This is a genomic window from Planctomycetaceae bacterium, assembly GCA_039680605.1.
GTDB lineage: Bacteria > Planctomycetota > Phycisphaerae > SM23-33 > SM23-33 > JAJFUU01.
Window position 1 is genome coordinate 1 of sequence record JBDKTA010000024.1, and the last position, 11,905, is coordinate 11,905.

Consider the following 11,905-nt stretch of genomic DNA (forward strand, 5'->3'; position numbering starts at 1 on the left):
CTGAACCTGCCGTCGAGGATGAAGATCATGCCCCCGCCGCTGACTGCTTCGTAGCGATGTAGTGAAGACTTTCAGGGCGCTGCCCTTGATAATAAAGCACTTACGTCGCCAACTGCGGAAGTTGGGCTACAGCCGCCCGGTGCTGGGCAGGCTTCGGGCGGCGGCTTCGCCGATGATGCTGATCGACCTGCTGGCGATCCTGCCGTTCTACCTGCCTTTCATCGATGCGGACCTGCGTTTCCTGCGATCGTTGCGGCTGCTGCGGATCTTCCGTCTGGCGAAGATCGCGCGGTACTCCAATGCCCTTCAAACGCTCGGGCGCGTGCTGGGGAACCACAAGGTCGAACTGGCGGCCACGGGCTTCGTGATGCTTATTCTGCTGATCCTCTCCTCAACGCTGATGTACTACGCCGAGAACGACGCGCAGCCGCAGGCGTTTTCCAGCGTCCCGGCCTCGATGTGGTGGGCCGTGGCCACGATGACCACGGTCGGGTACGGCGACATGTGCCCGGTGACACCGTTGGGCAAGGTGCTGGGCTCGTTCATCGCGATCCTGGGCATAGGATGTTCGCCATCCCAACAGGCATTTTCGCCGGGGGCTTCGCCGCCGAAATGCGCAAACGCCGCAAGCCTCCCATCTGCCCGCATTGCGGCAAAGAACTGAAATCGCCTGCAGAGGCCCACGTTGAAGAGGACGCTTAACCGCAGACGCTTAGCAGACCGAGTATCTCTGCCGGAGGTAGCCGATCCAGTCTTGCCAGAACGAGCTTTGGTCGACCGATTGCTCAAGAGCATTCAGCAAGTCTTCCAGGGGAATAAACTGCATTGAGGCCGGATTAGTCAGCAGACTGCGGAACGCATCGATGGTCTGGCCGCCTTTGAGCAAGGCCTCGTTATTCCTGGAGGCACAGACGGCGAAGGTCGCTTCCTGAAGCGATCGATGGCGCGCCTCGGCGTGTACCAGCGTGTGATTCACCCAGAGCTGCCACATCCCGCCGCCGAAGGGGCATGGGCTCTCGCCTCGCAGCACCTCGGCTTGGAGCGTACCCGCCTGACGGCTGCGATCCCAGTACCGGTAGCCTTTCCTGGCCGCGTACAGGCAGCCGCTGAAATCGCGGCCGGGACAGGTTCCCTCGGGGCATGTGGCGCCGGCGGTCTTTTTGCGAAAACCGCAGGTGCTGAATTCCTCTTCGACGAACTTCGTCTCGATGGCCAGCAGCCCCCCGCCGCCGGCCGTGTCATATTCAACCAGCACATCACAGTCCACGCCGCCGAGGGCGCTCTGGTCGCCCAGCATGTCGTTGGACGGCGTGTACTCCAGATGAATCTGCCGCACGTGCTGGATGGTCGGTATGTATTGCCGCAGGGCCCGCGTCGCCACCGCCAGGCCTTCGACATCCTGCAGGTTGCCGAAGATATTGAAGCACATCGCCTGGCTGGAGAGCATGTTGACCCGCGTGCGATCCAGGCCGACCCCCTTGCCTCCAGCTGCGCGAGCCAGGACCGCCGCATGCGCGCGGCCGTAGAAGTTCTTCCCTTGCGCGGCATCGTCCTGCATGAGCCAGTGGGCATGGTCGCCATAGCCAAGTCGCAAAACGCCTGCCCGGAACCGTCGCTGCTGGGCCTCGGCGCGAGCGCGAAAACCGCTGCCGGAGGTGTAGGCTTTGCCTTCGTCGATCATTCGTTCCTCACAATGGCTTCCAGGCGGCCGCCGGCGGCAAGGTATACGAGCCTGGGGGCAACTCCACCAGGGCAATTGGCAGCGAGTGCAATGCGGCCGTCGTGAGAAGCCTCGTCAGCAACTTACTGGCCGGGTTGTAGTCGTACAGAACCAGGAGGCACGTCACGGGCGGACGGCCTTCTGGAAAGCGTAAGGCGGGCGGCAGCAGGCCCAGCGATTGTTTCTGCTGGACAACTTTGCGATAGGCGTGGGCCATCTCCATCCGGAGCAGCCCATCGGTCGCGGCCATGATCGTGTAGTAATCGCGCATCTGATCCAGCAGGTGCTGAATGCGATTATCGAGTCCCTGCTTCAACTCGACGATGACGAACTGCCCATCGCCGGTCATACCGACCATGTCCGCCCTGCCACTGACGCCATGCAGTTGCACCTGGCGGTCGATAAGCACCAGCGGCGCATCTGGCGAGCAGCCGGCTTTGATGATCCGTTGTTCGATGGCGGCCTCCGCTTTTGCGTGCGGCTGCGCGTTGGCGAGCAATCTCTCCAAGTTGGCAACATAGGCGGCTACAAAGGCCTCGGACGCCGCGAAGCGGCAATAGAACCCCTCGGGCGCCAATGGCTCAGGGTATGAAATGTCGGATAGGAACTCCCTGTGGATAACAGCGCGGTATCGAACATCCCGGTTGTTCTGCGAGAGCTTGAGGAGAGACAGGCCTTCATAATAGAAGTTCAGGTAGTTCTCGCGAATCTGCACGTCCAAGCCGAAGTTGTCGGCTGCACTGAGCAGTGGAGCCAAGTGGCCCGACATGAGTTGGGCCACAAAATCATCTGACAGGCCCCTTCGGAATACGAGATCATCTCTCATGGCTCACCCCTTCTCGGGCACGGCGATGTTAATCTGCCTTCGAGTGGAAAACCACTTCTTCGTTATCGACGCCATAGCTGGGGGCTCTGCCCCCAGTCCCCCGGAGTTTATCGCTTCACAGCTTCAGGCAGAACGGATAGCATTTCTGCTGCCATTCCGGGAGGATAGGGCAATGCAGGAGTGCAACCTGAGCGACCGGATGGTGCTTCGGGCAGAAGGGCCTCCTCATTAGGGAGGCCCCTGCTTTTTGCCTGAAGCCAAATGCGCCAAACTCCGGGGTCTGGGGCAGAGCCCCGGGATTGGATGTTGACGGGTATTATGGACGATAGAGCCGAACAATCCGTTCTAACGTTCGACCGCGGCACGCTGGTGCTGCGCGGACAGTTGGCGCCGCGGTCGGCCGACGCGCCGGATTCTGTCTGGAAGTGGGACCAGCGCATTGCGGCCTGGCGTTGCGATGCCATGCATTATGCGCGTCTGCGGCGTGAGCTGAGTGGGCAGTTCGGCCGAAACTTCAGGGATGACGTGCCGCCACCGCAGCGTGTGGTGTGGCCGAAGATCGCCCTGCCGCAGCTTCGGGCTGAACAGAGCGAAGCCGTGGCCGCCTGGACGGCGAGCGGCTGTCGCGGGCAGGTCGTCATGCCCACCGGCACGGGCAAGACGGAGGTCGCCCTGGCGGCGATGGCCCAGCGGCCAGTCAGCACGCTGATCGTGGCGCCCATCCGCGACCTGATGTACCAGTGGCACCGGCGGATCCTCAAAGGGCTGGGCCTGGACGCGGGCATCCTCGGCGACGGGACGGCCGACGTGAAACCCGTGACGGTGACCACGTATGACAGCGCCTTCATTCACATGGACAAGATCGGCCAGCGGTTCGGCCTGCTGATCTTCGATGAGGAGCATCATCTGCCGGGGGCATGCTATCGCGAGGCGGCGATCAAGAGCACCGCCGCAATGCGGATGGGATTGACAGCCACCCCCGAGCGGTACGACGGGCGGCAGGTGGACCTGGACTGGCTGATCGGCCCGGTGGCGTACGAGATGCCCTTTGCCTTGGCGCGGAATAAGACACTGGCGGACTTTGACGTGGTGCGGGTGCCGGTGCATCTGAGCGACCAGGAACAGGCCTGCTATGACGACTGCACGCGTCAGGTGCGGCACTTCATCGCCGCCCGCCGCCGCGAACAGCCGGGATACTCCTGGAAAGACCTCTGCGGCGAGTGCGGCAAAGACCCTGCCGCGCGGCTGGCGCTGAAGGCGTACCACCTCAAGCAATCAATCGAAGACCGGGCGGGCGAGAAACTCCGCGTGCTGGAGGACCTGTTTCGCCTTCATGCCGGACAAAAGGCGATCGTGTTCGCCGGTTCCAACGCGATGGCCATGGAGGTCTCGCGGCGGTTCCTGCTGCCGACGATCCTCTCTCACACGCGCAAGAAGGAGCGGCTGGCGGTGCTGGACGGCTTTGCGGGGGACGTCTTTCCGGCCATCGTGGCCAATCGCGTGCTGGACGAAGGAGTGGACGTTCCCGAGGCCAAGGTGGCCGTGGTGATCGGCGGACAGGCGTCGACCCGCCAGGCCAAGCAGCGTCTGGGGCGCATCCTGCGGCGCAGCGGCACGGCGGCCGCGACGTTGTATGAAGTCGTGTGCGAGTCGGCCGGCGACATCCGCCGCTCGCGCCAGAGAAGGCAAAGCGATGCTTACGAGCGAACACGCCATCGTCGAATATAGTCGCAGCCGCGCGGTGCCGGACTGTCTCAGCGCCGGGCGGCACGGCCACTATTTGCAGTACGCCCAGCGGATGCAGGAGATCTATCGACGCGGATCGGGACTGCAGCGGCGGCAGCTTCACCGCCAGGTACGCGAGCTGTTGGCCGACGAAGCCGATTGCCCGTTGCGGCGGATCGAAGGCCTGTGCAAACTCCTCGACGAGCGCAGCGTCTACCAGAGCGACCGCCGCGGACAGGCAGCCGCGCTTCGCCTGAAGGTCTTTACGCTGGCGGGGCGCCTTCATCCGCTGGTCGAGGAGCCCGACAAGCTCTTCGAGCATGGATACGCCGAGGCCAAGGCGCACATCGCCAAGGAAGTCGGCCTGAGCTGGCAGGAGATCGACGCGCGGCTGTACGCTGACGTGATGCAGTTCCAGAAGCTCGAGTCTTTCGAGCCCTTCGACGACGCCCAGGCCCTGCTGTCTCGCTACAACGTGGCCCAGCTTCAGGCCTGCCTCTACCGCGCCAGGAGCATGAGCGTCGAGGCCGCCGGCGACTTCAAGACGATCCTGCGATACGCCAAACTGGCCCGGCTCCTTCACGACATTACGCGCCTGGGGCCGAGGAAGTATCGCATCGAGCTTTCAGGCCCCTCGTCAGCCTTGCGGGCGGGCAGGAGCTATGGCGTACACTTCGCGATGTTCCTGCCGGCGATCCTGGCGTGCAGGGAGTGGTCGCTGTCTGCCGTGATCGAGACGCCGTGGAACGCGACGGCGCGGCTGGAGTTGACCGATCGTAGCGGGTTCAAGAGCCATCTGCCCGCGCCGGAGGCGTTCGACTCGGATGTCGAAGAGGCCTTTGCCCGGAAGTTCGGAGAGCATCGCGACGGCTGGCAGTTGATCCGCGAGGGCGAGGTTCTCTGGTCGGGGCAGCGGGTGTTCGTGCCGGACTTTGTGTTTCGCCGCCAGGACGGCGCGCAGGTGCTGATGGAGATTGTGGGGTTCTGGACGCCGGAGTATCTCCAGAGCAAGCGCCAGACGCTCAGGGAGTTTCGCCAACACCGCATCCTGATCGCCGTGCCCCAGCGCTCGGTGCGCGAGAATGCCGTGATCGGCGACGACGTCATCGTCTACAAGGCTGCCCTCAAGCCCCAGGCGGTGCTGGATGCCTTGAACCGCTGCTCTGTGGCCCAATACTCCTCATTTCACGGCTGACGGAGCGCTAGGTGGGCACAGCCTTTCCAGGCTGTGCAGACACAGGAAAGCGGTGCCACCTGAGATTACATCCGAGTCACGCGAAGGTATTTCTTCAGGTGCGGCAGGCCTCGCAGCAGGGCGAAGGGCAAGACCAGCAGCGTGACCAGCCAGATCAGCATCGCGACGATAAACTCGCCGACGATCAGTAGCGTCTTCATGATACACCCTCCTCCAGGCCTGTCAGAGGCGTTGGGGTTCGGCGGCGGTCTCGTGCGCTGCCGGCTGCGCCGCCAGGCGTTCGATCAGGGCCGCGGCGGGTTCCACCGCTTCGCCGACGGCCTGGCTGAGACCTTCGGCGACGGTTCGCTCGTCCGGCGGGGTCACTTCGCAGGCGACCAGCAACACGCGTGCGACGGTCTGGGGCATCGAGGCGACCCAGGCGAGGACCTTGGCCGGGTCCATGTCGTGGGGGTCGAAGGCGGGCGGATCGTCGTCGCCGGTCTGCATGTCCGGCTGAATGAGGTAAAGCGTACCGGGGGGCCCGCCGCGGGCGACGGCGTCGACCAGGATCACCAGGTCGTACCCCTCCTGCAGCGCATAGATCAAGTCGATCCCGGCGATGCCGAAGTCGACCACGCGCATGCCGCCACGCACCGGGCGCCTCAGCAGACGCCGTGCCACCTCGACGCCGAAGGCATCGTCCCCCAGGAAAATGTTCCCCAGGCCGGCAACCAGAATTCGAGGCGTCCGTTCGGTCACTTTCCCTCCCAAAAACTTACCACCGAGGCACAGAGGGCACTGAGTAGAAAACAGGAACTTGCTTCTTCTCCCTCAGTCCTCCTCTGAGTCTCTGTGGTAAGTCGTTCATTCCTCACTCGCCAGCGGCTCGACTTCATCGCCGGCGAAGAAGAAGCAATGCCCCGGTTTCTGCATCAGCCCCAGGTCGGCGCCGGGATCATCTTCGAGCACCACTGCTATGTGCCGGCGGCCTTCCAGGTCGCACTCGATCCTGGACACGATCGCCGTGCGTCCGTCCAGCGCCAGGTCGAAGATGTCGCCGCCGGCGGCAGGTCGCAGGCGGACGCGGTCGCCGGGTCTGGGCAATGGTTGACTCATTTTCGCCCCTGCTTTACAGAACGCTTTCTCTTAGTCTTCTTAACCCGTTTCCGATCCGCGTAATCCCGCCTTCGCCAAGGCTACGGCGGGCAGGCCCGCACTCCCCGTCCCCTCTGCGCCTCTGTGCCTCTGTGGTAAGTTGTTAGCTTGCGAAAGAGCGCGCGGAGCAAGCCCCGACGCTAACGTAATCAAGGCTTTCTCGGAACGCCGGTCATCGGGTTGTGCTGGACTTCGAGGATCTTTCCCCCGCCGTTGTACATGTGTACGCCGCAGGGCAGGCACGGGTCGAAGCTGCGGACCGTGCGCAGGATGTCGACGCCCTTGAAGGCGTCAGGGCCGTTTTCCTCGAAGATCGGCGAGCCCTGCACGGCGTCTTCATACGGCCCGGGCGTGCCGTTGCTGTCGCGCGGGGAAGCGTTCCAGCACGTCGGCGGGTACGGGTGGTAGTTGGCGATCTTGCCGTCGCGAATCACCAAATGGTGCGACAGCACGCCGCGGACCGACTCGTGGAATCCGCAGCCGATGGCCTCGTCGGGCACGGTGAACTCCTGCCAGGTCTTCGTCTCGCCGGCGCGCTGGAGCTTCTGGGCCTGCTCGATAAAGTGCAGCGCCGAGGCGGCTGAATACGCCTGGAAGAACGTCCGCGCCCGGTCGCGTTCGATGGTGTTGGACCACTTGGGGATCTTCCACTCGAAGGTGACCTCGTCCATCTGCGCGGTCTTGGGCAGGTAGATCTGCACGCTCTGACCGGTGGCCTTGATGTAGTCGTGGTTGACGAACCCGGCCAGCGCCGTCGCCCACAGGCGTGCCAGCGGCCCGCCGCCGGTATCCAAAGCCAGGTTCTCGCCGGTGCGCTGGTCAAACCAGCGCGGCGACATGACCCAGCTGTAGCGGTCGGAGAAGTCCCGCTTCTGCGGCTGGGGCGTGGTGGTCTGGTTCCACGGGTGGCGCTTGTCGATGGCGTTGCCCAGCGGGTCCTTCTCGACGAACACCTCGCCGTCCTGCCAGTCTTTGTAGAACGAGCTGCCCAGCAGGATGCGCAGGCCGACGTTGATGTCGACCAGGCTGGTGGTGACGAGTTTGCCGTCGACGACGACCCCGGGCGTGACGCCCATCGAGCGGCCCCAGTCGGCCATGGTCTCGTAGCGGTAATCGACGCTTTCGGGGTCGTTGAACGCCCCCCAGCAGCCCAGTTGGATGCGGCGGCGCCCGACCTCCTCATAACCGGGCAGGGCGTCGTACCAGAACTCGAAGAGGTCCTCATGCAGCGGAAGGCCCCTCTTGATGAACTCGACGTACTTCATCAGGCGCACGAGGTAGTCGCTGAAGAGCTGCGGGCTGGGCACCGTGCCGACCCCGCCGGCGTACAGCGTCGAAGGGTGTACATGGCGCCCTTCCATCAGGCAGAACATCTCTCGCGCCAGGCGGCTTATCGCCAGCGTCTCGAGATAGAACTTGCCCTTGAAGGGGTTGAAGGCGCGCATGATGTCGGCGATGGTCTTGTAGCCGTGGATGTCGGCGTGGGGCGCGGGGGTCTTTTCGGCTTTGGCCAGCACGCCGGGGTTGGTGGCCTTGACCATCTGCTCGCAGAAGTCGACGCAGACCATGTTGTCCTGGAAGATGTCATGGTCGAACATGTACTCGGCGGCTTCGCCGAGGTTGATGATCCACTCGCCCAGGGGCGGAGTCTTGATGCCGTAGGCCATGTTCTGGGCGTAGACCGAGCAGGTGGCGTGGTTGTCACCGCAGATGCCGCAGATGCGGCTGGTGATGAAGTGAGCGTCTCGGGGGTCCTTGCCCTTGAGGAAGACGCTGTATCCGCGGAAGATCGACGAGGTGCTGTAGCATTCCTGCACCAGGTGGTTGTCAAAGTCGATCTTGGTGTGGATGCCCAGGCTGCCGACAATGCGGGTGACGGGGTCCCACGACATGTCCACCAGGTTGCCGCCGGGGCGGGTCTGCTCGCGCTGCGGGGTGGTGACGGTGGTCATTTCGAGCTCCTTTCAGCGGCGTGGGAGTAGGTCCGGGGTTGGTAGCCGGTCGTCAGCTTCCGGCCGGGGTGGCGCCACTTGGGTTCCTGATTCATCTTGCGGATGGTGTGCTGGCGCATCCATTTGATGAACCGCCCGTACAGCATCACGCCGGTCGAGGAGACGTTGGCGCCCATCGGCTCGTCCATGAAGGGCATGAACTTGTCGGGGAAGCCCGGCATGGTGCAGGCGATGCAGATGCCCCCGACGTTGGGACAGCCGCCGACGCCATCCATCCACCCGCGCTTGGTCACGTTGCAGTCCACCACCGGTCCCCAGCAGCCGATCTTCACCAGGCACTCCGGCCGACCGTACTCGTGCGTGAAGACGCCCTGCTCGTAGTACCCCGCGCGGTCGCAGCCTTCATGCACCGTGCGCATCGAGAACAGCCACGTCGGGCGCAGCTCCTTGTCCAGCGGAATCATCGGCGCCTGACCGGCGAGTTGGTACAGCAGGTACAGCAGCGTCTCCATGAAGTTATCCGGTTGGATCGGACAGCCCGGAACGTTGACGATGGGCAGGCCGGCTTTGGACTTCCAGTCCCAGCCCAGGTAGTCGGCCAGGCCCATGCATCCGGTCGGGTTGCCCTGCATCGCGTGGATGCCGCCGTAGGTCGCGCACGTGCCAGCCGCCACCACCGCCAGCGCTTTGGGCGCCAGGCGGTCGATCCACTGGCAGGTGGTGATGGGCTGACCGGTCTGGGGGTCGGTGCCCATGGCCGCCCAGTACCCTTCCTCCTTGATCTTTTCGTTGGGGATGGAGCCCTCGACGACCAGCACGAACGGGCCGAGCGTTCCCTCGTCGGCCTGGTGCCAGTACTTCATCAGCTCATCGCCGGTTTCGAAGGACAGCACCGGATTGTGCAGATGCACCTTGGGCAGGCCGGGGATGTTCCCCATCACCACGTCCTCGATGCTCGGCAAGGTGGCGGCGGTGGCCGAGACCGAATCGCCGTCGCAACTGAGCCCCGCGGTGATCCAGAGGATGTGAACCTCCGGAATGTCCGCGGCGCGTTTGGCCGCGGTGGTATCTGCCTGGATCATGAGACGCCCCCCTTCTTGTATGGCAAAGCCTCGTCTGCGGCTCCTACGTGTCTTTCGCTGCCGAGTAGACCGTGCCGAACTTCACCAACGCCACCATCACCGACCCGCCGATGGCGTTGCCCAGCGTCGCCCACAGCAGGAAGCGCCAGAAGTCCGACCCGCTCGTCCCCGACCAGAATACCCCGGCAAGAACCTCCGTCGACCCCAGCACGGAATGATGCAAGCCCCCCAATCCAATCGCCAGCGTTATTATATACACCAGCACGACCTGGCTGATGGTATCGCGCCCTGCCGCGACCAGCCACGACAGCAGCCCCATCAGCCACCCCGCCAGGATCGCGCTGCCCAACATCACCGGCCACGGAACCGACACGATGTATTCGGCGACCCGACCGAGCGCGCGGGAGTCATAAGCGCCCAGCGCCCGGCCCACCGGAATCGCCAGCAGCGCAAAGAGCACCGCCCCGATCTGGTTGGTCACATACACCACCGCCCACAGCCGCGCCACCTTCCTGAAGGTCGTGTTGCCCGACAGCAGCGGCAGAACCGCCAACGCCGTCTGCTCGGTGAACAGTTCCGAACGCCCCAGCACGACCAGGATGAATCCCAACGGGTACGCCAGCGCCCGGAACACCGTCGCGCCGGCCGATGAAATGCCCGCCTTCTCCGACAGCGACTCGATCACCGCAATCAGCAGCACGCTGAAGCCCAGGTCCATGCCCGCCGACAGCCCCGATGCCGCCAGGTGCCGTATGGGCAGGTCCAAGGCGTGGACGGCCTCGGAAACCTCGTGGCGAAGGATCTCCTTGGAGGCCATCTTTCCTTCGTCGCCGCTCTTCTTGTTGTTGAGACGCGAAATCGCACCGCCCCCCGCGCCAGAACCCCCGGCAAAGGAATGATAGACGTCCCAATCCCCACCCCCCGTCCCCCCGTCTTTCTGCGTCTCTGTATCGCCTGCTCCTTTCTCCGTCCACAGCGGTTGCACAACGCCTCATGATGGCCGTAGAATAGATGACGCTATGCCACTACTGGACAACAGTGCAGGGTACCAGGTTCTGTCGGCGGCCTCGCCATCGGGCGAGGCCACGGTGTCGCTGATGATCTGGGGGGCGGTGCTTGTGGCTTTGATGCTGGGTCTGGGACTGTTGATCGTGCTGGCCAAGAAGAAATATCAGCAGTCGCGGCAGAAGCCTGACGGTTCGGAGCACGGTTTCGACATTGACACGGTCGAGGCGTATTACCAGAGCGGCAAGATCAGCAAGGAAGAGTTCGCGTTGCTGCGAACGCGGGCTTTGGGATTGGACAAAAAAGCAGGCTCGAAAGCAAAATCCTCTTCAAGCCCCCCCTCCGGCGGTGACGATGAGTCTTAGGCGGAGGATCTGGGTTGTTTCCACTGAGTGTTAGGAGCGTTGATGAGCTCGTCGGGATCTGGAAAATCGCGCAATAGCGGCGGGACCGGTGGCGGCAACACGCCCAAGGTCCACGTCTGCAGTTTCTGCCATCGCAACAGCGACGACGTCGGACCGGTGGTCGAGGGGCCCAACGGCGTGTATATCTGCTCCAACTGCGTCGAGCTGTGCCACAACATCATCCGCCAGGAAAAGCGTAAGACGGCCGAGAGCACGCCGCTGTTCACCAGCATTCCCACGCCGCGGCAGATCAAGGAGTTCCTGGACCAGTACGTCATCGGGCAGGACCACGCCAAGCGCGTGCTGTCGGTGTCGGTGCATAACCACTACAAGCGCCTGATGCACGCCGACACCGACGAGAGCGACGGCGTCGAGATCGACAAGTCCAACGTCCTGCTGCTGGGCCCCACCGGTAGCGGCAAAACGCTGCTGGCGCGGTCGCTGGCCCGCGTGCTCAACGTGCCCTTCGCCATCGGCGACGCCACCACGCTGACCGAGGCGGGATACGTCGGCGAAGACGTCGAGAACATCCTGCTCAAGCTGCTCCAGGCGGCCGACTACAACCTCGAAGACGCCCAGCGGGGCATCATCTACATCGACGAGATCGACAAGATCGGCAAGACCAGCCATAACGTGTCGATCACGCGCGACGTGTCGGGCGAGGGCGTGCAGCAAGCCCTCCTCAAGATGCTCGAAGGCACGATCGCCAACGTGCCGCCGCAGGGCGGCCGCAAGCATCCCGAGCAGCAGTACATCCAGATCGACACGACCAACATCCTCTTCATTTGCGGCGGCACGTTCGTGGGCCTGGAAGACATTGTCGCGCGCAGGCTGGGCAAACGCGCCATCGGCTTCGGGC

General features: G+C 63.8%; 13 protein-coding genes. 5 read left to right on the forward strand and 8 right to left on the reverse strand.

Annotated elements, in window-relative coordinates; genetic code table 11:
- Positions 1–85 precede the first annotated feature (85 nt).
- A complete protein-coding gene (locus ABFD92_07530) occupies positions 86–664 on the forward strand; it encodes an ion transporter (protein MEN6504372.1) in 579 nt (192 codons plus the stop codon).
- A 48-nt stretch (positions 665–712) separates the two neighbouring features.
- Here ABFD92_07530 and ABFD92_07535 read toward each other — a convergent pair whose 3' ends face one another.
- Together ABFD92_07535 and ABFD92_07540 are read right to left on the reverse strand one after the other, a co-directional pair.
- Entirely contained in the window at positions 713–1,681 is a 969-nt protein-coding gene (locus tag ABFD92_07535) for a hypothetical protein (protein MEN6504373.1), read from the reverse strand.
- Between the two features lie 7 nt (positions 1,682–1,688).
- Positions 1,689–2,546 carry a hypothetical protein gene (locus ABFD92_07540; protein MEN6504374.1) on the reverse strand — a complete coding sequence of 286 codons (858 nt, stop codon included), beginning with the start codon at positions 2,544–2,546 and terminating at the stop codon, positions 1,689–1,691.
- Between the two features lie 318 nt (positions 2,547–2,864).
- On the opposite strand from ABFD92_07540, the gene ABFD92_07545 reads away from it, so the two are divergent.
- Positions 2,865–4,274 carry a DEAD/DEAH box helicase family protein gene (locus ABFD92_07545; GenBank protein MEN6504375.1) on the forward strand — a complete coding sequence of 470 codons (1,410 nt, stop codon included), beginning with the start codon at positions 2,865–2,867 and terminating at the stop codon, positions 4,272–4,274.
- On the forward strand, positions 4,240–5,466 hold the full coding sequence (locus tag ABFD92_07550) for a DUF790 family protein (GenBank protein MEN6504376.1): 1,227 nt from the start codon (positions 4,240–4,242) through the stop codon (positions 5,464–5,466). The genes ABFD92_07545 and ABFD92_07550 overlap by 35 nt, the downstream gene beginning before the upstream one ends.
- Before the next feature lie 65 nt (positions 5,467–5,531).
- Here ABFD92_07550 and ABFD92_07555 read toward each other — a convergent pair whose 3' ends face one another.
- The 6 genes from ABFD92_07555 to ABFD92_07580 form a co-directional block, all read right to left on the reverse strand.
- Complete coding sequence (locus ABFD92_07555; GenBank protein ID MEN6504377.1) at positions 5,532–5,666, reverse strand: hypothetical protein; 135 nt, start codon at positions 5,664–5,666, stop codon at positions 5,532–5,534.
- 22 nt (positions 5,667–5,688) lie between these two features.
- Entirely contained in the window at positions 5,689–6,207 is a 519-nt protein-coding gene (locus tag ABFD92_07560; protein ID MEN6504378.1) for a hydrogenase maturation protease, read from the reverse strand.
- 105 nt (positions 6,208–6,312) lie between these two features.
- Entirely contained in the window at positions 6,313–6,564 is a 252-nt protein-coding gene (locus ABFD92_07565; GenBank protein MEN6504379.1) for a hypothetical protein, read from the reverse strand.
- Between the two features lie 188 nt (positions 6,565–6,752).
- The gene (locus ABFD92_07570; GenBank protein ID MEN6504380.1) at positions 6,753–8,555 is read right to left on the reverse strand and encodes a nickel-dependent hydrogenase large subunit; all 1,803 of its coding nucleotides are present in this window, start codon (positions 8,553–8,555) and stop codon (positions 6,753–6,755) included.
- A complete protein-coding gene (locus ABFD92_07575; protein MEN6504381.1) occupies positions 8,552–9,637 on the reverse strand; it encodes a hydrogenase expression protein HypE in 1,086 nt (361 codons plus the stop codon). Before ABFD92_07575 ends, ABFD92_07570 begins: the two co-directional genes overlap by 4 nt.
- 43 nt (positions 9,638–9,680) lie before the next feature.
- Complete coding sequence (locus ABFD92_07580; protein ID MEN6504382.1) at positions 9,681–10,454, reverse strand: formate/nitrite transporter family protein; 774 nt, start codon at positions 10,452–10,454, stop codon at positions 9,681–9,683.
- 202 nt (positions 10,455–10,656) lie between these two features.
- On the opposite strand from ABFD92_07580, the gene ABFD92_07585 reads away from it, so the two are divergent.
- Both ABFD92_07585 and clpX read left to right on the forward strand, forming a co-directional pair.
- Positions 10,657–11,007 (forward strand): hypothetical protein, encoded by a 351-nt coding sequence (locus ABFD92_07585; protein MEN6504383.1) that lies wholly within the window; start codon positions 10,657–10,659, stop codon positions 11,005–11,007.
- A 42-nt stretch (positions 11,008–11,049) separates the two neighbouring features.
- A partial coding sequence (gene clpX / locus ABFD92_07590; protein MEN6504384.1) for an ATP-dependent Clp protease ATP-binding subunit ClpX occupies positions 11,050–11,905 on the forward strand: 856 nt, incomplete at its 3' end.

Excerpts from the sequence above, each read along its gene's own strand:
- ABFD92_07570 (MEN6504380.1), bottom strand. The coding sequence starts at position 8,555 with ATGACCACCGTCACCACCCCGCAGCGCGAGCAGACCCGCCCCGGCGGC.
- ABFD92_07575 (MEN6504381.1), bottom strand. The coding sequence starts at position 9,637 with ATGATCCAGGCAGATACCACCGCGGCCAAACGCGCCGCGGACATTCCG.
- ABFD92_07565 (MEN6504379.1), bottom strand. The coding sequence starts at position 6,564 with ATGAGTCAACCATTGCCCAGACCCGGCGACCGCGTCCGCCTGCGACCT.
- ABFD92_07550 (MEN6504376.1), top strand. The coding sequence starts at position 4,240 with ATGCTTACGAGCGAACACGCCATCGTCGAATATAGTCGCAGCCGCGCG.
- ABFD92_07555 (MEN6504377.1), bottom strand. The coding sequence starts at position 5,666 with ATGAAGACGCTACTGATCGTCGGCGAGTTTATCGTCGCGATGCTGATC.
- ABFD92_07535 (MEN6504373.1), bottom strand. The coding sequence starts at position 1,681 with ATGATCGACGAAGGCAAAGCCTACACCTCCGGCAGCGGTTTTCGCGCT.
- ABFD92_07585 (MEN6504383.1), top strand. The coding sequence starts at position 10,657 with ATGCCACTACTGGACAACAGTGCAGGGTACCAGGTTCTGTCGGCGGCC.
- ABFD92_07580 (MEN6504382.1), bottom strand. The coding sequence starts at position 10,454 with ATGGCCTCCAAGGAGATCCTTCGCCACGAGGTTTCCGAGGCCGTCCAC.
- ABFD92_07545 (MEN6504375.1), top strand. The coding sequence starts at position 2,865 with ATGGACGATAGAGCCGAACAATCCGTTCTAACGTTCGACCGCGGCACG.
- ABFD92_07540 (MEN6504374.1), bottom strand. The coding sequence starts at position 2,546 with ATGAGAGATGATCTCGTATTCCGAAGGGGCCTGTCAGATGATTTTGTG.